Origin of the sequence: Achromobacter sp. MYb9 (genome assembly GCF_002975275.1) — a bacterium.
GTDB lineage: Bacteria > Pseudomonadota > Gammaproteobacteria > Burkholderiales > Burkholderiaceae_B > Achromobacter.
In genome coordinates, this window is sequence record NZ_PCOQ01000014.1 from 1 (window position 1) to 23530 (window position 23530).

Annotated in this window: 20 protein-coding genes and 1 pseudogene; 15 read left to right on the top strand and 6 right to left on the bottom strand. The window is 64.0% G+C overall.

What is annotated here, in order from left to right; all coding sequences use genetic code 11:
- The 3 genes and pseudogenes from CQ050_RS19220 to CQ050_RS19230 all read right to left on the bottom strand — a co-directional run.
- Positions 1-244, bottom strand: a pseudogene (locus CQ050_RS19220) (PhoH family protein); the annotation flags it as partial.
- 56 nt (positions 245-300) lie between these two features.
- Complete coding sequence (locus tag CQ050_RS19225; protein ID WP_105558433.1) at positions 301-765, bottom strand: peroxiredoxin; 465 nt, start codon at positions 763-765, stop codon at positions 301-303.
- Positions 762-1223, bottom strand: a complete 462-nt coding sequence (locus CQ050_RS19230; RefSeq protein WP_105558550.1) for an Mth938-like domain-containing protein — start codon at positions 1221-1223, stop codon at positions 762-764. Before CQ050_RS19230 ends, CQ050_RS19225 begins: the two co-directional genes overlap by 4 nt.
- A 232-nt stretch (positions 1224-1455) precedes the next feature.
- Here CQ050_RS19230 and alaC point away from each other — a divergent pair, with 232 nt between their 5' ends.
- From alaC to CQ050_RS19250, 4 genes are all read left to right on the top strand, one after another.
- Positions 1456-2643, top strand: coding sequence for an alanine transaminase (gene alaC, locus CQ050_RS19235; protein WP_199196872.1), 1188 nt, complete (start codon positions 1456-1458; stop codon positions 2641-2643).
- A 163-nt stretch (positions 2644-2806) separates the two neighbouring features.
- On the top strand, positions 2807-4111 hold the full coding sequence (locus CQ050_RS19240) for a homoserine dehydrogenase (RefSeq protein ID WP_105558551.1): 1305 nt from the start codon (positions 2807-2809) through the stop codon (positions 4109-4111).
- Complete coding sequence (gene thrC / locus CQ050_RS19245) at positions 4108-5517, top strand: threonine synthase (protein WP_105558435.1); 1410 nt, start codon at positions 4108-4110, stop codon at positions 5515-5517. Before CQ050_RS19240 ends, thrC begins: the two co-directional genes overlap by 4 nt.
- A 185-nt stretch (positions 5518-5702) precedes the next feature.
- The gene (locus CQ050_RS19250; RefSeq protein ID WP_105558436.1) at positions 5703-5924 is read left to right on the top strand and encodes a YgdI/YgdR family lipoprotein; all 222 of its coding nucleotides are present in this window, start codon (positions 5703-5705) and stop codon (positions 5922-5924) included.
- 74 nt (positions 5925-5998) lie between these two features.
- Here the strand turns inward: CQ050_RS19250 and CQ050_RS19255 are convergent, their stop codons facing one another.
- Both CQ050_RS19255 and pepN read right to left on the bottom strand, forming a co-directional pair.
- On the bottom strand, positions 5999-7018 hold the full coding sequence (locus tag CQ050_RS19255) for a class 1 fructose-bisphosphatase (protein ID WP_105558437.1): 1020 nt from the start codon (positions 7016-7018) through the stop codon (positions 5999-6001).
- 10 nt (positions 7019-7028) lie between these two features.
- Entirely contained in the window at positions 7029-9734 is a 2706-nt protein-coding gene (gene pepN / locus CQ050_RS19260) for an aminopeptidase N (RefSeq protein ID WP_105558438.1), read from the bottom strand.
- Between the two features lie 164 nt (positions 9735-9898).
- Here pepN and CQ050_RS19265 point away from each other — a divergent pair, with 164 nt between their 5' ends.
- Positions 9899-10522 carry a DUF4136 domain-containing protein gene (locus tag CQ050_RS19265; RefSeq protein WP_369868524.1) on the top strand — a complete coding sequence of 208 codons (624 nt, stop codon included), beginning with the start codon at positions 9899-9901 and terminating at the stop codon, positions 10520-10522.
- Between the two features lie 86 nt (positions 10523-10608).
- Here CQ050_RS19265 and CQ050_RS19270 read toward each other — a convergent pair whose 3' ends face one another.
- Positions 10609-10992, bottom strand: a complete 384-nt coding sequence (locus CQ050_RS19270) for an H-NS family nucleoid-associated regulatory protein (protein WP_105558440.1) — start codon at positions 10990-10992, stop codon at positions 10609-10611.
- A gap of 838 nt (positions 10993-11830) precedes the next feature.
- Between CQ050_RS19270 and tldD the strand changes: the two genes are divergently transcribed.
- The 10 genes from tldD to glcF all read left to right on the top strand — a co-directional run bounded on the left by tldD (position 11831) and on the right by glcF (position 23513).
- Entirely contained in the window at positions 11831-13291 is a 1461-nt protein-coding gene (gene tldD, locus CQ050_RS19275; protein WP_105558441.1) for a metalloprotease TldD, read from the top strand.
- A 242-nt stretch (positions 13292-13533) separates the two neighbouring features.
- Positions 13534-14643 (top strand): 3-deoxy-7-phosphoheptulonate synthase AroG, encoded by a 1110-nt coding sequence (aroG, locus tag CQ050_RS19280; RefSeq protein ID WP_304529345.1) that lies wholly within the window; start codon positions 13534-13536, stop codon positions 14641-14643.
- Between the two features lie 103 nt (positions 14644-14746).
- Positions 14747-16156 carry an FAD-binding oxidoreductase gene (locus tag CQ050_RS19285; protein WP_105558443.1) on the top strand — a complete coding sequence of 470 codons (1410 nt, stop codon included), beginning with the start codon at positions 14747-14749 and terminating at the stop codon, positions 16154-16156.
- Between the two features lie 245 nt (positions 16157-16401).
- A complete protein-coding gene (locus CQ050_RS19290) occupies positions 16402-17367 on the top strand; it encodes a tripartite tricarboxylate transporter substrate binding protein (protein ID WP_105558444.1) in 966 nt (321 codons plus the stop codon).
- 3 nt (positions 17368-17370) lie between these two features.
- Positions 17371-17889, top strand: coding sequence for a 2,4'-dihydroxyacetophenone dioxygenase family protein (locus tag CQ050_RS19295; protein ID WP_105558445.1), 519 nt, complete (start codon positions 17371-17373; stop codon positions 17887-17889).
- Positions 17890-17899: 10 nt separating this feature from the next.
- Positions 17900-18616, top strand: a complete 717-nt coding sequence (locus CQ050_RS19300) for an SDR family NAD(P)-dependent oxidoreductase (protein WP_105558446.1) — start codon at positions 17900-17902, stop codon at positions 18614-18616.
- Positions 18617-18664: 48 nt separating this feature from the next.
- Positions 18665-19522, top strand: a complete 858-nt coding sequence (locus CQ050_RS19305; protein WP_105558447.1) for an IclR family transcriptional regulator — start codon at positions 18665-18667, stop codon at positions 19520-19522.
- A 130-nt stretch (positions 19523-19652) separates the two neighbouring features.
- Positions 19653-21152 carry an FAD-linked oxidase C-terminal domain-containing protein gene (locus CQ050_RS19310; RefSeq protein WP_105558448.1) on the top strand — a complete coding sequence of 500 codons (1500 nt, stop codon included), beginning with the start codon at positions 19653-19655 and terminating at the stop codon, positions 21150-21152.
- Between the two features lie 12 nt (positions 21153-21164).
- Positions 21165-22271, top strand: coding sequence for a glycolate oxidase subunit GlcE (glcE, locus tag CQ050_RS19315; protein ID WP_105558449.1), 1107 nt, complete (start codon positions 21165-21167; stop codon positions 22269-22271).
- A 6-nt stretch (positions 22272-22277) separates the two neighbouring features.
- Positions 22278-23513, top strand: coding sequence for a glycolate oxidase subunit GlcF (gene glcF, locus CQ050_RS19320; protein WP_105558450.1), 1236 nt, complete (start codon positions 22278-22280; stop codon positions 23511-23513).
- The last annotated feature ends 17 nt before the right edge of the window (positions 23514-23530 follow it).

The following is a 23530-nucleotide window of genomic DNA, read 5'->3' on the forward strand; positions in this document are numbered from 1 at the left end:
CGGCAGGAGGGGGCGGCGGCACCTGGCGGGCGGGCGCGGGGATCTGCGCCTTGCGTGCCGGCGACGCCATGCCGTCGAGTTCGGGCTGGACGAGCAGCTCGTCCTCGTCATCGTCGGCAAGGACGGCTTGGGTGTTGGACCGCGCAGCGGCAGTCTTGGTGGTGCGGGCCTGCGCCCGGGCGGATTCGCCCGAGGGGAAGGTCAGGATGGCTGCGGGGCGGGTGGGCAACTTCGGAAGCGGCATATGCGTCACTCTCCAGGGTGGGCCGGCTATAGCGCCTGACGGGTATTCCTGTACGGCTAACCGATGCTTTTCGCGGCCTGCAGGACTTCCTTGGCGTGGCCCGGGACCTTCACCCCGCGCCACTCCTGCACCAGCACGCCATACGCATCAATCAAAAAGGTGCTGCGCTCGATGCCGCGCACCTGCTTGCCATACATGTTCTTCTGCTTGATGACACCGAACAGATTGCACACGGTTTCGTCGGTGTCGGCGATGAGAGGGAAAGGAAGTTCGTACTTGGCCTTGAAATTCTCGTGCGATTTCAGCGAATCGCGCGAGATGCCGATGACCACCGCGCTGGCTGCCAGGAATTCGGCGTTCAGGTCGCGGAAATCCTGGCTCTCGGTCGTGCAGCCAGGGGTGTTGTCCTTAGGATAGAAATACAGGATGACGGCGCGGCCCTGGCATTGCTCAAGGCTGATCGGACCAATGGTGCTTTCAGCGGTGAATTGCGGGGCAGGCTTGCCGATACTGGGCGTCATTTCTGGGAATCTCCGTTGGGAGGGATGAGGGCGACCACGACGCGGCGGCCCTCCGCCATCAGGATGTTGTAGGTGCGCGAGGCGGCGTGCGTGTCCATGATTTCGACGCCGATGCCCATGGCCAACAGGGGACGCAACACTTCGGGGCGCAGGAACTGTTGCCGGGCGCCCGTGCCGACCAGCAGCACTTCGGGCGCATTGGCCGGACGGCTGGGCGTGGCTTCCGGTTCGTCCAGGAATGCCATGGGATCGCGGACGGGCTCGGTCAAACCGGCCGCCTGGTGCAACAGGGGGGAGGTGATGTCGGCCGGCGACTCAACGGGCCATTCGGTCACTTCGCCTTCGGGGCCAAAGGCGACCGAGGAGGAAAAACGTACCTGGTTGACCTCGATATAACCCTCACCGTACGCGGTGACAGTGTTCAGAGCGGCCGTCGCAGGATCGGTATGCAGCTTCAATAAAAACTCCGGCTTTGTGGCTTGATAATAGCGCATCAGGATGTACAGATGTTGCACTGTATCCACTCGGGAAATGGGGGTTTTTCCGCCCCATTTGCCGCCTAGGCGTCCTTGCGCTAGATTACAGGGTTTTGCTGCACTGCAATCGTGTGCTGGCGCGGCTTTGAGCCTGCTTTTCCCCTTCGCGCGACCGCGCCCGGTTGTTGCCCCTTCGCCCCTAAGGATTCCCGTCATGAGGAAGTTCTCCCGCATTGAGCGTTTGCCGCCGTACGTTTTCAACATTACCGGCGAGCTCAAGATGGCGGCCCGCCGGCGGGGCGAGGACATCATCGATATGTCGATGGGCAATCCGGACGGCCCCACGCCCAGGCACATCGTCGACAAGATGGTTGAGGCCACCACGCGCCCGACCACGCACGGTTACTCGGTGTCCAAGGGCATCCCGCGCCTGCGCAAGGCGATCTGCGACTGGTATCAGCGCCGCTACGCGGTTGAATTCGATCCCGACTCCGAAGCCATCGTCACCATCGGTTCCAAAGAAGGCCTGGCCCACTTGATGCTGGCCACGCTGGACCGCGGCGACACGGTGCTGGTGCCCAACCCCAGCTACCCGATCCACATCTACGGCGCTGTCATCGCCGGCGCCAACATCCGTTCGGTGCGCATGACGCCGGGCGTGGATTTTTTCGAGGAACTGGAACGCGCCGTGCGCGAGTCCATCCCGAAGCCTAAAATGATGGTGCTCGGATTTCCCAGCAACCCGACCGCCCAGTGCGTGGACCTGTCGTTCTTCGAACGCGTGGTGGCGCTGGCCAAGGAGCACGACATCCTTGTCGTGCACGACCTGGCCTACGCCGACATCACCTTCGACGGCTACGTGGCGCCTTCCATCATGCAAGTGCCCGGCGCGCGCGATGTCGCCGTCGAGTTCTTCACCATGAGCAAAAGCTACAACATGGCGGGCTGGCGCATCGGCTACATGGTTGGCAACCGCGACCTCGTCAACGCGCTGGCGCGTATCAAGAGCTATCACGACTACGGTACGTTCACGCCGATCCAGGTGGCGTCCATCGCCGCCCTGGACGGTCCGCAGGATTGCGTGAACGAGATCGTGGCGCAGTATCAAAGCCGCCGCGATGTGCTTGCGCGCGGTCTGCATGAAGCAGGTTGGAATGTGGAGATTCCGAAGGCGTCCATGTATATCTGGGCGCAGATCCCCGAGCCCTACCGGGCGATGGGCTCTTTGGAATTTGCCAAGCGTGTCCTGTCGGATGCGAAGGTGGCCGTGTCCCCCGGGATCGGCTTCGGCGAGTATGGCGACGACTACGTACGCTTCGCTCTTATCGAAAACGAGCAGCGTACCCGCCAGGCGGTGCGCGGCATCAAAGATATGTTCCGCAAGGACGGATTGCTGAAATAGGGCCCCCCGTAGCGCTGCGCGCTGCCCCCCCAGGGGGCATGCTGGCGGACCGGCGGAGCCGGATCCGCGGCATCCCGATAAGGGGCCGCACTTGTTTCTTGCGTGAGCAATTTGGAGAACTGAAATGAATTCCCCTCAACGCCCGCCCGCAGAAGGCGGGGCGATGAAACCCATGAAGGTGGGCCTGCTTGGTCTTGGCGTGGTTGGCGGCGGCACGTGGACCGTGCTGTCGCGCAACGCCGAGGAAATCGCGCGCCGCGCCGGCCGCCGCATTGAAGTCACCCGCGCCGCCGTGCGCGACGTAGCCAAGGCGCGCAGCCGCGTCGGCGACTCGATCCTCGTCGATACCGACGTGCACGCGCTGGTACGCGACCCCGAAATCGATATCGTCGTCGAACTGATTGGCGGCGACACGCTGGCGCTGGAACTGGTGATGGAAGCCATCGCCAACGGCAAGCACGTCGTCACCGCGAACAAGGCGCTGCTGGCCAACCATGGCAACGAGATTTTCGCCGCCGCCTACGAGCGTGGCGTGATGGTCACGTTCGAAGCCGCGGTCGCCGGTGGCATCCCCATCATCAAGGCGATCCGCGAAGGCCTGACGGCCAACCGCATCCAGTGGGTAGCCGGCATCATCAACGGCACCACCAATTTCATCCTGTCCGAAATGCGTTCGCGCGGCCTGCCGTTCGCGGACGTGCTGGCCGAAGCCCAGCGCCTGGGCTACGCCGAAGCCGACCCCACGTTCGACGTCGAGGGCGTGGATGCCGCGCACAAGCTGACCCTGCTGGCCTCGCTGGCCTTTGGCGTGCCGGTGCAGTTCGACCGCGCCTACATTGAAGGCATCTCGCAGCTGGCCGCCGAAGACATCGAACACGCCGAACGCCTGGGCTACCGCATCAAACTGCTGGGCATCACCAAGCGCCGTCCCGATGGCATCGAAATGCGCGTGCATCCGGCGCTGGTGCCGTCCGAACGCCTGCTGGCCAACGTCGAAGGCGCGATGAACGCCGTGCTGGTCAAGGGCGACGCCGTCGGCCCCACGCTGTACTACGGGCAAGGCGCCGGTGAAGAACCCACCGCGTCGGCCGTCGTCGCCGACCTGGTCGACGTCACCCGCCTGCATACCGCCGACCCGGGCAACCGCGTCCCGCATTTGGCGTTCCAGCCGGACGCCATGTCCGATACGCCGATCCTGCCGATCGAGTTGGTCAGCACGTCGTACTATCTTCGCTTGCGCGTCGACGATCAGCCCGGCGTGCTGGCGGATATCGCGCGCATCCTGGCGGACCGCTCGATTTCGATCGGATCGATGATCCAGCAGCCTTCGCACATCGGCGGCGCCGACATCATCTTCCTGACGCACGAGGCCGTGGAAGGCAACGTCAACCAGGCCATTGAGCGCATCGAGTCCTTGCCGTTCGTCCGGTCCAAGGTCACCCGACTGCGCGTGGAGCACCTGACATGAAATACATCTCTACCCGTGGTGGCATGGACGCCCTGGGGTTCTCCGACATCCTGCTGGAAGGCCTGGCGCCCGACGGCGGTCTGGCCATGCCGGAGCAACTGCCGCAAGTGTCCGAGCAGACGCTTGAATCCTGGCGTGGCCTGTCCTACGCGGACCTGGCGTTCGAAGTGCTGTCGCGGTTTGCCACCGACATCCCCGCGGACGACCTGCGCCGCCTGACGCGCGCCGCCTACACACAAGAGATCTTCAATAGCGAAGACATCGTCCCGCTGCGTCCGCTGGGCGCCGGCCTGTCGCTGCTGGGCTTGTCCGAAGGGCCGACGCTGGCCTTCAAGGACATGGCCATGCAGTTCCTGGGCCAGGCCTTCGAATACGTGTTGGCCAAGCGCGGCACCACGCTGAACATCGTGGGCGCCACCTCGGGCGACACGGGGTCGGCAGCCGAATACGCCCTGCGGGGCAAGCAGGGCGTGGCGGTCTTCATGCTGTCGCCGCATGGCCGCATGAGCGCCTTCCAGCGCGCGCAGATGTACTCGCTGCAAGACGAGAACATCCACAACATCGCCGTGCGCGGCGTGTTCGACGAAGCCCAGGATATCGTCAAGGCCCTGGCCGGCGACCTGGAATTCAAGACGAAGTACCGTCTGGGTGCCGTGAACTCCATCAACTGGGCGCGCATCGCCGCCCAGGTGGTGTACTACTTCCACGGCTGGCTGCGCGCCACCGACAAGCCGGGCCAGCAAGTGTCTTTCGCCGTGCCGTCGGGCAACTTCGGCAACATCCTGTCGGGTCACATCGCGCGCGGCATGGGCTTGCCCGTGCGCCGCCTGGTGTTGGCCACGAACGAGAACAACGTGCTGGAAGAGTTCTTCCGCACGGGCATCTACCGTCCGCGCCCCGCCGAACAGACCTACGCCACGTCCAGCCCCTCGATGGATATCTCGCGGGCCTCGAACTTCGAACGCTTCGTGTTCGAGCTGGTGGGCCGCGACGCCGCCCGCGTCAAGGCCTTGTGGGCAGCGCTGGCCAGGGATGGCTCGTTCGATCTGTCCGATCTGAAGCCGCAGTTCGAGTCGCGCTATGGCTTCGTGTCGGGCGCAAGCTCGCACGAAGACCGTCTGGCGACCATCCGTTCCGTCTACGACGAGACCGGCGTGCTGGTGGACCCGCACACGGCCGATGGCGTGAAGGTCGCGCGCGAATTCATCGAGCCGGGCGTGCCCATGCTGGTACTGGAAACCGCGTTGCCGGCCAAGTTTTCGGAAACCATCGAAGAAGCGCTGGGTCGTCCGGCCACGCCGCCGGGCAACCTCGCCAACCTGGAATCCCTGCCGCAGCGCGTGGAAGTCATGGAATGCAGCGAATCCGCCGTGCGCCGCTTCATCGAGGCCAACGCCAAGGTGTGAACGGTGTAACGGCTTGCGCGTTCTGTAAGCGAGAAGAACCCCTCCCAGGCCTGCCTGCGAGGGGTTTTTTTACGATGTGGGATGCGGGGATTACGTTCTCATGCATTTTGACCACAACCCGACACGGGTTCGGGGTCGGATTGCCGATACAGTGAATCCACCATTCACACTTGGAGAACACGCCCATGAACCTGAAGACCATGACGTTGGCCCTGGTGGTGACCGGAGTTGGGGTGCTGGCCGGATGCTCGTCGCCCTCGGTCATTCAGAATCGGGACGGAAGCTCGACCGTGACGCCCGACACGCCGTCTTACGACAAGAAGTCCGGCATGTATGAGTACGACAAGGACGGCAAGAAAGTCCAGATCAACAAGGACGACGTGAAGTCCATCGAAGAGGTCAAATGACCGCGACCGCGCGATACGCGCAATGAAAAAAGCCCCTTGAGCGATCAAGGGGCTTTTTCAATTCCGGCGGGCGGTTACTTCGCCGCTTCTTCCGCGTGATAGCGGCCCACGCGGTCGACTTCGTTCTTCGAACCCAGGATCACGCTGACACGCTGGTGCAGCTTGTCGGGCTGGATTTCCATGATGCGCTGCTCGCCGTTGATCGATGCGCCGCCTGCCTGTTCGACCAGGAAGCTCATGGGATTGGCTTCATACATCAGGCGCAGTTTGCCGGCCTTGCCGGGCTCGCGCGCGTCCCAGGGGTACATGAAGATGCCGCCACGGGTCAGGATGCGATGCACGTCCGCCACCATCGAGGCGATCCAGCGCATGTTGAAGTCCTTGCCCAGCGGACCGGTCGTGCCGGCCAGGCAGTCGTCGACGTAGCGCTTGACCGGGGGAGCCCAGTGGCGCATGTTCGACATGTTGATCGCGAATTCCTTGGTGTCTTCCGGCACCCGGATGTTCTCGTGCGTCAACACCCACGACCCCATTTCGCGGTCCAGCGTGAAGCCCACGACGCCATTGCCAATAGTCAGCACCAGCATGGTCTGCGGCCCGTAGACGGCATAGCCGGCCACGACCTGCTTGTCGCCCGGCTGCAGGAAATCTTCTTCGCAAACGGGGGCGCCCGACACGTTGTGCGGGGCGTGCAGCACCGAGAAGATCGTGCCGATGGAGACGTTGACGTCGATGTTCGACGAGCCATCCAGGGGATCGAACAGCAGCAGGTATTCGCCCTTGGGGTAGCGATTCGGAATCAGGTGGATGGTTTCCATCTCTTCCGAGGCCATGGCCGCCAGGTGGCCGCCCCATTCGTTGGCTTCCAGCAGAATTTCGTTGGACAGCACGTCCAGCTTCTTCTGCACTTCGCCTTGGACGTTTTCGCTTTCCAGGCTGCCCAGGACGCCGCCTAAGGCGCCCTTGCTGACGGCATGGCTGATGGCCTTGCAGGCCCGCGCGACCACTTCGATAAGCAGCCGCACTTCCGGCGCAAGGGCTTGGGCGGAGCGCTGTTGCTCCACCAGGTATTGAGTCAGTGTTTTACGTTTCAAAAAGGTCTCCCTATGCTGCAAATTCTAAAGCTTTGGATACGATTTCCTGCACATTGCGCGACAGGCCCTCGTGGGCGCGCACGCGTTCCAGGGCGGCCTGCATGGGCGTTCTCAGGGCAGGCACGAAGCGCGACCAGTTGTCCAGCGCGCGGGCCAGACGCGCGGCGATTTCCGGATTCAGCGCGTCAAGCGCCAGCACCTGCTCGGCCCAGAAAGCGTAACCGGTGCCATCCGGGTGATGCATGCCGCGTGCGTTGTTCAGGCAGAACTGGAAAATCAGGGCGCGCGCCCGGTTCGGGGTGCGCAGGGTGAATGCCGGATGCGTCATCAGTTCGCGCGCGGTCTGCACCGTGGTCGAACGGGCGGCGGCCTGCAGGGCGAACCACTTGTCCACCACCAGCGGATTATCGCGCCACTTGTCGTAGAACGCGGCCAGCGCTTCCTGCGGGAAGTCGCCCTGGCCGTAATTGATCAAGGCGGACAGCGCGGCCATGCTGTCGGTCATATTGCCGGCGCGTTCGTATTGCTGCTCTGCCAGGCGCTGGGCGTCATGTTCGCCTGCCGCCAGCAAATGGCTCAGCGCCAGATTCTTCAGCGCGCGCATGCCGGCGGGCACCGGGGCCGGACTGTACTCGCCCGGCGTCTGGTTCTGCTCGAACGCCTGACGGAATTCGGGGGCAAGCTGGCGGCCAAGTTCGGCGCGCAGGAAGTCGCGCGCCACGGCCAGGGCAGGCGGGTCCACGGCGTGCATGCGTTCTGCCAGGGTCTTTTCCGACGGTAGCGCCAGCGCGCGGGCGCGGTAGGCGGCGTCGATCGCCGGATCGGTCAGCAACGCGCGCCACGCGTCGATGAAGGCGGCGTCGGCATGCAGCGTGCGGCCCGCCTGGCGCGCCTCGGCCAGCGCCAGGATTTGGCGCGTGGCCAATTCCTGGCCGGCTTCCCAGCGCGCGAACGGATTGCCGTCGTGCGCGGACAGCAGGGCCAGTTCTTCGTCGGCCCAGTCGTAGTCCACGATGACGGGCGCCGAGAAATCACGCAACAGCGAGGGCACGGGGCGTTCGGCGATGTCGTCGAACACCCAATGCTGGCGTTGCGTCGTCAGTTCCAGCAGGGCCGTGTCATGGACGGCGCCGTCAAGGCGCAAGGGCAGGGCGCTGCCGTCGCGGGCCAGCAGGCCGATGGCGAAGGGGATGTGATACGGCGCCTTGACGTAGTCGGCGCCGGCCTTTTTCTCGACGCCCACCGGCTGGCAGTCCTGCGTCAGCGTGACCGTGCAGCGGCGCGTGGCGGCGTCGTGTTCCAGTGTGACGGTGACGCGCGGCGTGCCAGCCTGGCGATACCAGCGGCGGAACACGGACAGGTCGCGGCCCGGATGCTGGCCGATATAGACCGATTCCATGGCGGCGACAAAGTCGTCGCAGGTCACGGCCTGGCCGTCGTGACGGCGGAAATACTCGTCCATGCCCGCGCGGAAACCTTCTTCGCCCAGCAGGGTGTGCTGCATGCGGATGACTTCGGCGCCTTTCTCGTACACGGTGGCCGTGTAGAAGTTGCCGATCTCCTGGTAGCTCTCGGGCCGGATGGGGTGGGCCATGGGGCCTGCGTCTTCCGGGAACTGGGCCGCGCGCAACGCCACCACGTCATCGATGCGCTTGACCGCGCGCGCGCTGGCTGCCGCCGTCGCGTCCATGCTGTGCGCCATCATGTCCGCGCTGAATTCCTGGTCGCGGAAGACCGTCAGGCCCTCTTTAAGGCTTAACTGGAACCAGTCGCGGCAAGTGACGCGATTGCCGGTCCAGTTGTGGAAATACTCGTGGCCGATGACGGACTCGATACCTTCGTAATTGGCGTCCGTGGCCGTGTCGGCATCGGCCAGCACGTACGCGGCGTTGAAGATGTTCAGGCCCTTGTTCTCCATCGCGCCCATGTTGAAGTCATGGACGGCCACGATCATGAAGCGGTCCAGGTCCAGCTCCAGGCCGAAGCGGGTTTCGTCCCAACGCAGGGCGCGCACCAGCGAATCCAGTGCCCATTCCGTCTTGGTTTCCGAACCCGGGTCGCTATAGACCTGCAGCAGCACGTCGCGGCCGCTGGCGGTTTTGACCTGGGTCTCGCGATGGGTCAGGTTGCCCGCCACCAGCGCGAACAGATAGCAAGGCTTGGGGAACGGGTCTTCCCATTCGACCTCGTTGCGGCCGTCGGGCAATTGGCGCGATGCCATCAGGTTGCCGTTGGACAGCAGCACGGGATATTCGGGGGTCGCGCGCAGCGTCACGCGATAGCGCGACATGACATCGGGCCGATCGGCGAACCAGGTGATGCGGCGAAAGCCTTCCGCTTCGCACTGCGTGAAGAAATTGCCGCCCGATACATACAGGCCCATCAGCGTGGAATTGGCGGACGGTTTGCAGCGGCTGACGATCTCGACCGTGGCCTCGGCGGGCAAGCCGTAGATCGCCAGGCTGTGATCCGACAGGTGATAGCCGTCGGCGGCCAGCGCCGCCCCGTTGACGCCTACCGAGACGAGTTCCAGGTCTTCCCCATCCAGGATCAGGGCCGCGTCGGCGCTGGCGCCGGGTTTGCGTTGCACGCGCATGGTGCAGCGCACCTCGGTGGCGTCGGGCGCCAGATCGAAGGCCAGCGCGACTTCTGGAATGTCGTAGGGGTAGGGCTGGTAATCCTTGCGATAAACGGTAATGGGCGTGTCGGTGCGCATGGAGTGGCAGTCCTGATTGAACGAGGGTTCTATTGTAGTGGGTGGCCGCGACGGCCCGCCTGAAGCTTGCGGGCTACGGCAAACTTTTTGCCGTGCGCCCTGTCAAAGCTCAGTATGATGGCGCCGTCGCGCGCCAGAGGAGTCGCAAAATGTCCACGTTGTCCATGTTCAGTGTAGGCCGTTGGGCCGGTTTATTGGCCGTTGCGGGAGTCCTGGCATTGACCGGATGCGCGGCGCCATCGGTGTCGGCCCGGGTCACGTCATTCCAGCAATGGCCGTCCGGCGTCGAGGGCCAAACTTATCAGTTTGTCGTGGCCGATCCCAATCAGGTCAATAATCTGGAATACCAGTCTTATCAGGATATGGTTCGCGCCGGCATTGGCGCGACGGGCTTGGTCGAGGCCCAGCCAGGATCCAAGGGCCGCTTCGATGTCTCGTTCACCTACGGCACGACCCAGACCCAGGTCATGGTGCGGCGCCCCTATGACCCGTATTTTTATGGTGGTTACGGCTATGGCGGCTATTACGGCCCGCGCCCCTGGGGGGGCGGCTACGGCTACTGGGGCCCGGATTGGGTCGATGTGCCCATGGCCGTGCAGCGCAATACGCTCAACCTGAAGATCCGCGATACCCAGCGCAACGGCGCGGAGGTATATCGTTCCAGCGCCTTCATACTCAGCCAAGGCGATGATTTCATGCGCACGATGCCCTATCTGGTTCGTGCAATATTTGACAATTTTCCTGGAAATAATGGGGCTGAACGCGAAATCGAATTCCCGCTTCGCTGAGTACGCCGGCCTTTCCGGCCGGAACCTTAAATAAAATCGGCGCACCAAACTGGTGCGCCGATTTATTTCTTACTGCCGGATAGGTTTTATTCTTTGATAAGGAAACTGTCGCGTGTCGCGCCCGCAGCTTCTTCCGCGGCGAGCCAGCGCGGGGCTTTGCCGCGGCCGCTCCAGGTTTCACCGGTTTGGGGGTGGCGATACTTCGGCGCTACGGCGCGCTTGGCGGCGGTGGCGGGGCGCCCGGCCGCGCCAGTCTTGCGTCGGCCAGCGGTAGCGGCACGCACCGGCTTGCCAGCGCCATAGGCGGCGATGATCTCTTCCGGCGTGATGTCATATTCACGCATGGAAGTGATGATCGAGGTGATCACGGGCTTGCGGCGCTTCGTTTGAAGGACTTCGGCCTTCTTCTGGAGCTTGTTGATTTCCTTTTCGATCTTTGCTTGGAGTGCTGCGTATGTTTCTCGGGCCATGGTTTATTCCTGATTATGGAACTGCTTTAATCGCCGGCGAAGTTATGTTTATTTGTTGTGCTTCGCATAATACATAAGTTACGGCTTGACTTCTCTATTTTCGAACTAATTACTTTGTATCAAAAGGGCCGGAGAACCTTGAGCCGGGCGGATGTCCGCCACGAACAAGTATTGGGAAGAATATTCCCAAATTTGGGACAACTTGAAACAAACGCCACTTTGGTTCACAAGGCGGACGAATGGGCGAAGATAGGCCCTTTCCGGCGTATTTTTGTTTCATATGACGCACGAATGGGGCGGACTCGGTCTGCGACATCGATGGATTTAATGGCACGCTTCCATTTTGGGGGCGGCATTTGCAGCAGATCTTTCAATGCGCTGATCTGATGACCAAAACATCCCTAATCGATGGTTTCGGCCCCTCGCTATGCATTTTGGCTTTCCCGAACATTGAGAATGACATAGGGGCGAAATGAACCGAGCGCGCGCTCGGGTGGCATTTTTTCTCGGTTGTATGACGAGTCCACTACATTTGCCTTCCTTGTACGCCAAGGCGATCGCTCGTGCGAACCTTTGGGGTGGCAGGCGTTTGCGAAACTGTTATGTGACTGAACAATATTTGGTCGCAATTACTTAACTTGATACTCAATATTGCGTCCCCATCTATTCAGACGTGGATAATGTCTCGCCATTTTCCGCGGCCTCGCCAGCCCACGCTTCCCCGCCTTCTTTTGGCGCGGGGCGGGACGCCGGCCCCTGGTCGGCGTTACGATACGGTCTTGAGCGTCAACGCAAGCGCGCGCGACCGTGCCGCGCCGGCGCCCCCTGAATAGAGCCTATGAAAATCACTGATCCCGCTATCGCATCCCTTGCCACCGCCAAATCGCTACTGCTGGACCCCTGGGGCCTGACTGAAGCGGACATGGCGCGTGCACTGGGTGAAATCTTCACCCACAAGGTCGATTACGCCGACCTGTACTTCCAGTACACGCGCAGCGAGGGGTGGAGCCTGGAAGAGGGCATCGTCAAGACCGGCAGTTTCTCGATCAGCCAGGGCGTGGGCGTACGTGCCGTCAGCGGCGAGAAGACTGCTTTCGCTTATTCCGACTCCTTGTCGGCGGATGCGCTGCTGTCGTCGGCGCATGCCGTCCGGGGCATCGCGCGCCGTGGCGCGGGCAAGGTCAAGGTGGCGGCACACGTCGAGGCCGAAATGGGCCGCAGCCTGTACGCCGACATCGACCCCGTGGCGACGCTGAGCGCGCCGGAAAAGGTCGCGTTGCTTGAACGCATCGAACGCATGGCGCGGGCGCGCGACCCGCACGTCATCCAGGTGATGGCGGGGTTGGGCGCCGAGTACGACGTGGTGCTGGTCGCAGGTAGCGACGGCCGCCTGGCCGCCGACGTGCGTCCGCTGGTGCGTCTGTCGCTGACCGTGATCGCCGAGCGCAACGGCCGCCGCGAAATGGGCCATGCCGGGGGCGGTGGACGCCTGGGCCTGGCGTATTTCACCGACGAAATGCTGCAAAGCTACGTCGAGCGCGCCGTGCACGAAGCCATGGTGAACCTGGAAGCGCGGCCCGCGCCGGCGGGCGAAATGACCGTGGTGCTGGGGTCGGGCTGGCCCGGCATTCTGCTGCATGAAGCCGTGGGCCACGGATTGGAAGGCGACTTCAACCGCAAGGGTTCCAGCGTGTTTTCCGGCCGCATCGGCGAGCGCGTCGCGTCCAAGGGCGTGACGGTGGTGGACGACGGCACGCTGCCGGACCGCCGCGGCTCGCTCAACATCGACGACGAAGGCAACGCCACCCAGCGCAATGTGCTGATCGAAGACGGCATCTTGCGCGGCTACATGCAAGACACGCTGAACGCGCGCCTGATGAAGACGGCCGCTACCGGCAACGGCCGTCGCGAATCCTTCGCGCACCTGCCGATGCCGCGCATGACCAACACGTACATGCTGGCGGGCGACAAGCCTGCCGAAGAAATCGTGTCGTCCGTGAAGCGCGGGCTGTACGCGGTGAACTTTGGCGGCGGCCAGGTCGATATCACCAGCGGCAAGTTCGTGTTCTCGGCCTCCGAGGCCTACATGATCGAGGACGGCAAGGTGACCTACCCGGTCAAGGGCGCCACCCTGATCGGCAATGGTCCCGACGCCATGACCCGCGTCACGATGATCGGCAATGACCTGCAGCTGGATTCGGGCGTCGGCACGTGCGGCAAGGACGGCCAGAGCGTGCCGGTGGGCGTGGGCATGCCGACCGTGCGCATGGAAGGCCTGACCGTCGGCGGCACGGCCTAGGCCTGAAGTTCGGGCCGCCGCGTCCGCTAAAAACGATGTGACGGCCCGAAAAAACTGTGCTAGAGTCAATCCCCATGAAATTCTCGTCCCCCGCCTTTTATTTTTATTTTTATGGTTTTCTGAAGCCGCTGGCGGAGGAAGGGACGCGCTCAATCTGAAGTTTGGAAAGAATCCCCCCCAAAAAAGCCGCCAGCGAACTGGCGGCTTTTTTTGTGCCGCCAGGATCGGGAAGACCGATCGGGATGGACCCCGTTGGCGGGCAACCCAGGAGCAGTACCGTGTCACACAATACCGACGACCTTCGTATCCGAGAAATCAAGGAACTGAACCCGCCCGCGCACGTGATGCGCGAGTTCGCGTGCACGAAGGAGGCGTCCGATACCGTATTCGCCGCCCGCCAGGGCATGCACCGCATCCTTCACGGCATGGACGACCGCATGATCGTCGTGATCGGGCCGTGTTCGATCCATGACACGCGTGCCGCCATCGAATATGCGAAGCGCCTGAAGCCGGTGCGTGACCGCCTGAGCGCCGACCTGGAAATCGTGATGCGCGTGTACTTCGAAAAGCCGCGCACCACGGTGGGCTGGAAGGGCCTGATCAACGATCCGGACCTGGACGGCAGCTTCGACATCAACAAGGGCGTGCGGGTGGCGCGCCAACTGCTGCTGGACATCAACAGCCTGGGCTTGCCGGCGGGTTGCGAGTTTCTGGACATGATTACGCCGCAATACATCGCGGATCTGGTCTCCTGGGGGGCGATCGGGGCACGGACGACGGAAAGCCAGGTGCATCGCGAGCTGGCTTCGGGTCTGTCGTGTCCGGTGGGGTTCAAGAACGGCACGGACGGCAACGTGAAGATCGCGGTCGATGCCATCAAGGCCGCGTCGCAGCCGCACCACTTCCTGTCCGTGACCAAGGGCGGGCATTCGGCGATTGTGTCGACGGCCGGCAACGAAGACTGCCACGTCATCCTGCGCGGCGGCAAAACGCCGAACTACGACGCGGCCAGCGTTGACGCTGCCTGCCACGACGTGTCCAAGGCCGGCCTGGCCCAGCGCATCATGGTGGACGCCAGCCACGCCAACAGCAGCAAGGACCCCGAAAATCAACCCCGCGTGATCGATGACGTGGCGCGCCAGATGGAAGCTGGCGACGCACGCCTGATCGGCGTCATGGTGGAAAGCCACTTGCTGGGCGGACGCCAGGACATGGTGCCGGGCAAGCCGCTGGTCTACGGCCAGAGCATCACCGACGGCTGCATCGACTGGGACGCGTCGGTGGCCGTGCTGGACCGCCTGGCGCATGCCGTGCGTGAGCGCCGGCGGGTTGCGCTGACCTCTGGCAAATAAACCCCGCGCGCGCGCCGCCGGCCGCCTGCCTGGGGCGGTGTGCGGCGCAGCACGCGCGGCGGCGTAGAATATTCGGTTACCGAACCCCGAGAACACGCTGATCATGAATGCTCCCCTGCACGCTGAAACGTTGCGCCGCCCGGTGCCGGCCGCCTGTCTGGATGCCCTGCGCGCGCGCTTTGGCGACCGCCTGTCCGAGTCCTCCGCCGTGCGCGAACACCACGGGCGCGACGAGTCGCCGTATCCGCCCATGCTGCCCGACGCCGTCGTCTTCGCGCACACCACCGAAGAAGTGGCCGAGATCGCCAAGCTGTGCAACACGCATCATGTTCCGCTGATACCTTATGGCGCGGGCTCTTCGCTGGAAGGCCACGTGCTGGCGATCCAGGGCGGCATCAGCCTGGACCTGTCGCAAATGAACAAGGTGCTGGCGATCAACGCCGAAGACCTGACGGCCACGGTGCAGGCGGGCGTGTTGCGCAAGCAGCTGAACGAAGAGATCCGCAGCACGGGCCTGTTCTTCCCGATTGATCCGGGTGCCGACGCCAGCCTGGGCGGCATGGCCGCCACGCGCGCCTCGGGCACCAATGCCGTGCGCTACGGCACCATGCGCGAAAACGTCATGTCGCTGACGGTGGTGACCGCCGATGGCCGCATCATCCGCACCGCGGGCCGCGCGCGTAAATCGTCGGCGGGCTACGACCTGACGCGTATCTTCATCGGCAGCGAAGGCACGCTCGGCATCATCACGGAAGTGACGGTGCGCCTCTATCCGCAACCCGAGGCGGTGTCCGCGGCGGTCTGCAATTTCCCCACGCTGGACGATGCGGTCCAGAGCGTGATCGAGATCATCCAGATGGGCGTGCCCATCGCGCGCGTCGAGTTCATGGATGCCGCCAGCGTGCGTTCGGTCAACCAGTACAGCAAGCTGACCTTGCGTGAAACGCCGCTGTTGGTGTTTGAGTTCCACGGCAGCCCTGCCGGCGTGCAAGAGCAGGCCGAAACCGTGCAGGCCATCACGGCCGAGCATGGCGGCATGGATTTCGAATGGGCCGAGCGCCCCGAAGACCGTAGCCGCCTCTGGACCGCGCGCCACAACGCTTACTTTGCCGGCCTGCAATTGCGGCCCGGCTGCCGCGCCAGCACCACCGACGTTTGCGTGCCGATCTCGCGGTTGGCGGATTGCGTGCGCGATACCGTCGAGGAACTGGACCGCGCAAGCTTCCCGTACACCATCGTCGGCCACGTCGGCGACGGCAATTTCCACGTGCTGATGCTGCTGGATGCCGATAGTCCGAAGGAATGGGAAGAGTCCGAAACGATCAACCACAATCTGGTGCGCCGCGCGATCGCCGCGGATGGCACCTGCACGGGCGAACACGGCGTGGGCCTGCACAAGATGCAGTTCATGGCCGAAGAACACGGCGAGGACGCGCTGGACCTGATGCGCAGCCTGAAGCATGCGTTTGATCCGAACAACATCCTGAATCCGGGCAAGATCGTGTCTTGGTAAGCCCCGCGCGGCGACTGCCGCGCTTGCATTTCCCCAAAGCCGACGGCATCGACCGTCGGCTTTTTTTTGGCTTGCGCGGTCGGAGCGCGTATCGATTTCCAGTGACACTCGTCCGTAAATCCTTTACGCTTATTTTTCGTAGACAAATGTCCACATTGTGGATATTTACAGAATAGCCTCTGCGAAAAGCCAAAAAAACAGACGATGCCTCGACAGAAGGCACGTCGTGAACCAAGGAGACAAGGATGTTGATGAGACAAGGTCTGATGGTGGCCGGCCTGCTTGTGGCTGGCCTGACGGCGACGCTGCCTGCGCACGCGCAGGCGGACAGCTATCCGAACCAGCCGGTCACGCTGGTGGTGCCGTTCCAGCCGGGGGGCGGCACGGACGCCGTCGCGCGCACGTTCGCGAAGGTGTCGGCACAGTACTTCCCCAAAGGGATGGTGGTGCTGAACAAGGCCGGCGCCGGTGGCGCGGTGGGCTGGAAATACGTGCTGAACAGCAAGAACGACGGCCACACGTTGACCGTCGTGACGGCGGAGTTCGTGATTCTGCCGCTGCTGGGCCTGTTCGACCACACCTATAAGGACTACACGCCGCTGGTGCAACTGAACGCCGACCCCGCCGCGATCGTGGTGCCGGCCAATTCGCCCTACAAGACCCTTGAGGAGTTCATGGCGGCCGCCAGGAAATCGCCGGCCACGCTGAACGTGGGCACCTCGGGTACCGGCTCCATCTACGACGTGGCGCTGAGCGCCTTCGAGGTCAAGTCGGATACGCGCTTCACGCACATTCCGTTTCCGGGTTCCGGGCCGGCCCTGCTGAACCTGCTGGGCGGCCAGCTGGATGCGGTGGCGACAAGTCCCGCCGAGGCATCCGAGTACGTGCGCGCCGGCAAGTTGCGCCTGCTGGTGCTGATGAGCGACAAGCGCGTGCCGGAATTCCCCGATGTGCCGACGGCCAAGGAGAAGGGGTTGGATGTGGCGTATGGCACCTGGCGTGGCATCGCCGGCCCGAAAGGCATGCCGCCTGCCACCGTGGCCAAATTGAAGGAAGTGTTCGAGAAAGTGGCGCAGGACCCGCAACTGATCTCTGCGATCAAGGCCCAGAACCTGGGTTACGTCTACGCCGATGGCGATGCCTTCGAAAAGAAAATGGCCGCCGAGACCGCCGATTACGCGCAAGTCCTGAAAACCCTGAGCATCAAGTGAGCCATGAGCCAGACAAACGCAGTGCCTACCCCCTACCGTTACCCCAACCCCAAGGAAGCGCTGCCCGACATCGTCGTGCCGCAAGCGGTTCCGGATGACGAACGCGTCTGGGTGCCGCAAGCCGAGCAAGTCTGGTTCCGGCCGCTTTGCCTGAACGTGTCGCAAGGGTATTGGATGAACCTGCTGCGCGTGCGCAGGTCCGGCGTGCTGAGCTGTCACCGCCATCCGCAGGCGGTGCACGGCTATGTCATCAAAGGGTCCTGGCGTTATCTGGAACACGACTGGGTCGCGCGCGAAGGCAGCTACGTGTTCGAACCGCCGGGTGAAACGCATACCCTGTATGTGCCGGAAGACGTGGAGGAAATGATCACGATGTTCCAGGTCAACGGCGTCATGTACTACTGTGACAGCGAAGGCCGGCACACGGGCTATGAAGACGTGTTCACCAAGCTGGACATGTGCCGCAAGCACTACGAAAGCGTGGGACTGGGTTCGGACTATGTCGACCAGTTCATCCGCTGAGGACGCCGCCATGAGCTTTCAGGCAGGACTGTTCGACAACAAGACCGCCGTCGTCACGGGCGGCACCCAAGGCCTGGGCCGAGGCGTCGCCGAGGCGCTGGCGCGTCTGGGCGCGCGCGTGATCGCGGTGGGCTTGCCTTCCCTGGAGGCGCCGCCCGCCGGCGTGGAGGTGGCCACGCTGGACGTCACGCAAGACGACGAGGTCGCGCGCTTCGCCGCCACGCTTGGGCACGTGGACATCCTGGTCAACTGCGCGGGCGTGATTTTCCGGCAAGAGGAGTTCAAGCTGCCGGTGTTCGAGCGTGTGCTGGACATCAACCTGACGGGCACCATGCGGGTTTGCGAAGCACTGCGGCCGCAACTGGCGCGCGCCAAGGGATGCATCGTGAACACCGCGTCGATGCTGAGCTTCTTCGGGGGCGGCCTGGTGCCGGCCTATAGCGCCAGCAAGGGCGGGGTGGCGCAGTTGACCAAGTCGCTTGCTATCGCCTATGCCGAGGCGGATATCCGGGTCAACGCGGTGGCGCCGGGGTGGATCGCCACGCCGTTGACGGAAGCCTTGCAGAAGGACCCGGTACGCGCCTCGCGCATTCTGGAACGCACGCCGCTCAAGCGCTGGGGAAAGCCGCATGACGTGGCGCAGGCGGTCATGTTCCTGTGCTCGCCAGCGTCGGCTTTCATGACGGGCGTAGTGATGCCGGTGGATGGCGGCTACATGGTAACCTGACCCGCGCGCCGGCCTGCCGGCGCGCTTTCTTCGTCACGGAAACCGTTCATGAAAGCCCCCCGCGTGAAGCTTCCCCGCGCCGCCCGGCCTGACGCCGCGCCGACCTCGTCGGCTGCGGTATCGGCGGCGCCTCCCGTCGCCGGCACCGCCTCGTTCTCCAAGTTCATGCGCGTGCTCGACGCGATCGCGTCGGGTGACGATACCGCCTGGACGGTGAACGCGTTGAGCATCAGGCTGGGTTATCCGCGCCCGACGATCTACCGCATCGTCGAGGCACTGATCGCCGAACAGTTGCTGGTGCCCAAGCGCAATGGGCAGTCGTTCGGGCTGGGGCCGCGGCTGGTCAGCCTGGCCAGCCGCGCGCTGGAAAGCTCCGACATCCGGCAGCTATGCAAAGACCACTTGTTCGACCTCAGGGCATTGACGCAAGAGACCGTGCATCTGGCCGTGCCCGACCGGTCCGAAATGACTTATATCGACAAGCTTGAAAGTCCCAAGGCCGTGCGCATGAATTCGCGGCTGGGCAGCCGCGTGACCCTGTACTCCAGTTCGGTCGGCAAGGCGTATCTGGCGCAGCTGCCTGTGCCCAAGCGCGACGCGCTGATCCAGGGGCTGGATTTCAAGGTGTTCACCGACGCGACGTTGCGCACGCCGCAAGCCTTGCGCGCAGAGCTGGAGCAGGTACGCCGGCAGGGCTACGCGGAGGACCGCGAGGAAAACGAGAAGGACATTTTCTGCTTTGGTTGCGCCATCACCGACAAGCAGGAAGCGCCGGTCGCCTGCGTCAGTTTGAGCATCCCCGCGTTCCGCATGAGCGCCGACCGGACGGCCAGTTATATCCGCCCGTTGGTCGAGACGTGCGCCGCCATTTCCAGAAAGCTGGTGTTGCTGGATTTCTCGGGCTGAACCTGCGGCTTTTCAACGACAATCGCCGTCTGGAATTACGGCTGGTTACGTGTGCGTAGCAGGGATCGTCGACAGGATGCGGGTAAATCCCGGCCTGTTTTAAGGGACTGGTCGCGCTATTGTTGCGCTCATGAATTCACTGGTCGAAACCGGCCTGGCACAAGTGCAGGCGCCTTATTCGTTGCAGCAGCTCATCGAGGCGTTGTCGGCCGCGTTGCCCGCGCACTGCGTATTATTCCGCGAAGAAGACACGCGTCCCTACGAGTGCGACGGCTTGTCGCTGTATCGCGCGCTGCCTGCCGTGGTAGCACTGCCCGAAACCGAAGAGCAGGTGCAGGCGGTCATGCGCATCTGCAAGCGCTTGAACGCCCCCATCGTTGCGCGCGGCGCCGGCACCGGCCTGTCCGGCGGCGCCATGCCGCACAGCCAGGGCGTGCTGCTGGGCCTGTCCAAGTTCAACCGCATCAAGCATATCGATCTGGCCAGCGCCACGGCAATCGTGCAGCCTGGCGTGCGCAACCTGGCCATCTCGGAGGCCGCTTCGCCTTACGGGCTGTACTACGCGCCCGACCCCTCTAGCCAGATCGCCTGTTCGATTGGCGGCAACGTCGCCGAGAATTCCGGCGGCGTGCATTGCCTGAAGTACGGGCTGACCGTGCACAACGTGCTGCGGGTGCGCGTGGTCACGATCGACGGCGACGTTGTCGAGCTGGGCTCCGAAGCGCCGGACGCGCCGGGCCTGGACCTGCTGTCCGTTTTCGTCGGGTCGGAAGGCATGCTGGGCGTGGTCACCGAAGTGACGGTCAAGTTGATTCCCAAGCCGGCTTGCGCGCAGGTCGTGATGGCCAGCTTTTCCAGCGTCGAGGCAGCCGGCAACGCGGTCACGCAAGTGATCGCCGCGGGCATGATCCCGGCAGGATTGGAAATGATGGACCGCCGCGCCACGCACATGGTCGAACCCTTCGTGCGTGCCGGTTACGACATGGACGCGCAAGCGATCCTGCTGTGCGAGTCCGACGGCACGCCCGAGGAAGTGGCGCACGAGATCGCCCGGATGGAAGCAGTGTTCCGCGCCGCCGGCGCCACGCGCTGCCAGGTGTCCACGTCCGAGGCCGAGCGCCTGAAATTCTGGGCCGGCCGCAAGAACGCATTCCCGGCCGCGGGTCGCGTGTCACCGGATTATTACTGCATGGACGGCACGATTCCGCGCCGCCATCTGGCGCGCGTGTTGGGCGCCATTGAACAGATGGAAGATGAATTCGGCTTGCGCTGCGCCAACGTGTTCCACGCGGGCGATGGCAATCTGCATCCGCTGATCCTGTTTGATTCGAACAAGCCGGACGAGGTGGAACGGGCAGAGAAGTTCGGCGCCGCCATTCTCGAGCTGTGCGTGCAGGTAGGAGGGACCGTGACCGGAGAACACGGTGTGGGTATGGAGAAAATAAATCAAATGTGCGTGCAATTCTCTCGCGAAGAACTCGACGCGTTCCTGGCGGTCAAGCGGGCGTTCGACCCCCCGTGCCTGCTGAATCCTGAAAAAGTCATTCCCACGCTGGCCCGCTGCGCCGAATACGGCAAGATGCACGTCCATGCGGGTGAGCTGCGCTTCCCCGATCTCGCTCGTTTCTAGGACGCATTCCTTATGGATTTTGTCCTGTCGGAATTGTGCGACCAGGTCATGACGGCCCGTGCCGGCCACAAGCCGCTGTTCGTGATGGGCGGAGGCAGCAAGGCGTTCTACGGCAATTACCGGCCGGTAACGCCGCAAGACGGCCACTGCTTGCTGGACATGACGTCGTATCGCGGCATCGTCAGCTACCACCCGTCCGAATTGGTGGTGACCGTTCGCGCGGGCACGCCGCTGGCCGAGCTGGAGGCGGCGCTGGCCGAAAACGGTCAGATGCTGGCATTCGAACCGCCGCATTTCGGCGCCTCGGCGACGGTAGGCGGCTGCGTGGCCGCAGGCCTGTCCGGTCCGCGCCGCATGAGCGCGGGCGCTTTGCGCGACTTCGTGCTGGGAACGCGCCTGCTGGATTCGGAGGGGCGCATGCTGGCGTTCGGCGGAGAAGTCATGAAGAACGTGGCCGGGTACGACGTGTCGCGCCTGCTGGCCGGTTCGCACGGCATTTTCGGCGCGCTGCTGGAGGTCTCGATGAAGGTTGTGCCGCGGCCGATGGAAGAGCTGACGCTGGTCTGCCCCGCCACCCAGGCCCAGGCGCTGACCAGCTTCGCGCTATGGCGCGGCAAGCCGCTGCCGATCTCGGCCACCAGTTGGACGGGCGCGGACGAGCACGGCGAGGGCGCGATGCACGTGCGCTTGTCGGGGGCGCCGCCTGCCATTGCCAGCGCACGCCACGTGATTGGCGGCGACGCCCTGGACCCCGGCGCCGCGGTGGCCTGGTGGCGCGCATTGCGCGAACAGACGCACGCCTTCTTCACGCCTGGTCAGCCGCTATGGCGACTGGCCTTGCCGCCCACGGCCGCCGTGTTGGGCATGGGGCCGACACTGATCGAATGGGGCGGCGGGCAACGCTGGTTGTCCGGCGCGCGCGACGCCACCGAACTGCGCGAGGCCGCAGCGCGGCTGGGCGGGCATGCCACCCTGTTTCGCGCAGGCCATGGCAAGCCGCCGGCGGACGGCGTGTTCCATCCACTGGCGCCCGGCATCGCGTCGATTACACGCCGCCTCAAGCAAGAGCTTGATCCGGCCGGCCTGTTCAACCCCGGCCGCCTGGTCCTGGAGCTATAGCGCATCATGCAAACCAACCTGGCATCCTGGGCGCGCGATACCGAACTGGGCAAAGAAGCCGACGCTATCCTGCGGCGTTGCGTGCACTGCGGCTTTTGCACGGCCACCTGTCCGACCTATCAGGTATTGGGCGACGAGCTGGACAGCCCGCGTGGGCGCATCTACCTGATCAAGCAAGTGCTGGAGGGCGCCGCGCCCACGCAGTCCACGCAGCAGCACCTGGACCGCTGCCTGACCTGCCGCAATTGCGAAACCACGTGCCCGTCCGGCGTTGAATATGGCCATCTGATCGATATTGGCCGCAAGATCGTGGACGAGCGCGTGCCGCGTTCCTGGACCGAAAAGGCCAAGCGCAATTTCCTGCGCCGCGCCATGCTGTCACCGATGTTCGCACCGGCGATGCGGGTAGGGCAGGCCGTGCGGGGTTTCCTGCCGGAAGCCCTGAAGCGCAAGGTGCCCGAACGCCGCGATGCGGGCTTGCTACCCGCAGTGGCGGGTCATGCTCGGCAAGTGCTGATGCTGGCGGGTTGCGTGCAACCCGCCATGATGCCCACCATCGACGCGGCCACCATCCGCGTGCTGGACGCCGTCGGCATTGGCGCGCGCATCGCGCCTGGCGCCGGTTGCTGCGGCGCGGTCAGCTTCCATCTGGACGCGCAGGACGCGGCGTTGGCGCAGATGCGCGCCAACGTCGACGCCTGGTGGCCATTGGTCCAGGACGGCGGCGTCGAGGCCATCGTCATGAACGCGTCCGGGTGCGGCGCGATGGTGAAGGAATACGCGCATCACCTGAAGCATGATCCGGCATACGCCCAGAAGGCCGCGGATATCGTCGCGCTGGTCAAGGACGTGGCCGAGATCGTGGCGCCGCATGCCGACCAACTGCGCGCTCGCTTGCCCGTCGGCACGCGCGCCGCGTTCCATCCGCCCTGCACCTTGCAGCACTGGCAAGGGCTGCGGCCGTTGTCGGAGCAGCTGTTGGTGGATCTGGGGTTCGAATTGCTGCCGTTCGCCGACAAGCACTTGTGCTGCGGGTCGGCGGGCGCTTATTCGGTGCTGAATCCGGAGATCGCGCTGGAACTGCGCGATCGCAAGCTGGGCGCCATCGCGGCGGGCGGGCCGGATGTGATCCTGTCCGCCAACATCGGCTGCATCGGCCACCTGCAAAGCGGCACCGACACGCCGGTTCGGCATTGGGTGGAAGTCGTGGACGAACAATTGCGCAAGACGGCTGCCGCATAGCGGCAGGGGCGCCCACG

Bases quoted from the DNA above. Each gene is read 5' to 3' on its own strand.
- CQ050_RS19225 (WP_105558433.1), bottom strand. From the start codon at position 765: ATGACGCCCAGTATCGGCAAGCCTGCCCCGCAATTCACCGCTGAAAGC.
- alaC (WP_199196872.1), top strand. From the start codon at position 1,456: ATGAGGAAGTTCTCCCGCATTGAGCGTTTGCCGCCGTACGTTTTCAAC.
- CQ050_RS19240 (WP_105558551.1), top strand. From the start codon at position 2,807: ATGAAACCCATGAAGGTGGGCCTGCTTGGTCTTGGCGTGGTTGGCGGC.
- thrC (WP_105558435.1), top strand. From the start codon at position 4,108: ATGAAATACATCTCTACCCGTGGTGGCATGGACGCCCTGGGGTTCTCC.
- CQ050_RS19250 (WP_105558436.1), top strand. From the start codon at position 5,703: ATGAACCTGAAGACCATGACGTTGGCCCTGGTGGTGACCGGAGTTGGG.
- pepN (WP_105558438.1), bottom strand. From the start codon at position 9,734: ATGCGCACCGACACGCCCATTACCGTTTATCGCAAGGATTACCAGCCC.
- CQ050_RS19265 (WP_369868524.1), top strand. From the start codon at position 9,899: ATGTTCAGTGTAGGCCGTTGGGCCGGTTTATTGGCCGTTGCGGGAGTC.
- CQ050_RS19270 (WP_105558440.1), bottom strand. From the start codon at position 10,992: ATGGCCCGAGAAACATACGCAGCACTCCAAGCAAAGATCGAAAAGGAA.
- tldD (WP_105558441.1), top strand. From the start codon at position 11,831: ATGAAAATCACTGATCCCGCTATCGCATCCCTTGCCACCGCCAAATCG.
- aroG (WP_304529345.1), top strand. From the start codon at position 13,534: ATGGACCCCGTTGGCGGGCAACCCAGGAGCAGTACCGTGTCACACAAT.
- CQ050_RS19285 (WP_105558443.1), top strand. From the start codon at position 14,747: ATGAATGCTCCCCTGCACGCTGAAACGTTGCGCCGCCCGGTGCCGGCC.
- CQ050_RS19290 (WP_105558444.1), top strand. From the start codon at position 16,402: ATGTTGATGAGACAAGGTCTGATGGTGGCCGGCCTGCTTGTGGCTGGC.
- CQ050_RS19295 (WP_105558445.1), top strand. From the start codon at position 17,371: ATGAGCCAGACAAACGCAGTGCCTACCCCCTACCGTTACCCCAACCCC.
- CQ050_RS19300 (WP_105558446.1), top strand. From the start codon at position 17,900: ATGAGCTTTCAGGCAGGACTGTTCGACAACAAGACCGCCGTCGTCACG.
- CQ050_RS19305 (WP_105558447.1), top strand. From the start codon at position 18,665: ATGAAAGCCCCCCGCGTGAAGCTTCCCCGCGCCGCCCGGCCTGACGCC.
- CQ050_RS19310 (WP_105558448.1), top strand. From the start codon at position 19,653: ATGAATTCACTGGTCGAAACCGGCCTGGCACAAGTGCAGGCGCCTTAT.
- glcE (WP_105558449.1), top strand. From the start codon at position 21,165: ATGGATTTTGTCCTGTCGGAATTGTGCGACCAGGTCATGACGGCCCGT.
- glcF (WP_105558450.1), top strand. From the start codon at position 22,278: ATGCAAACCAACCTGGCATCCTGGGCGCGCGATACCGAACTGGGCAAA.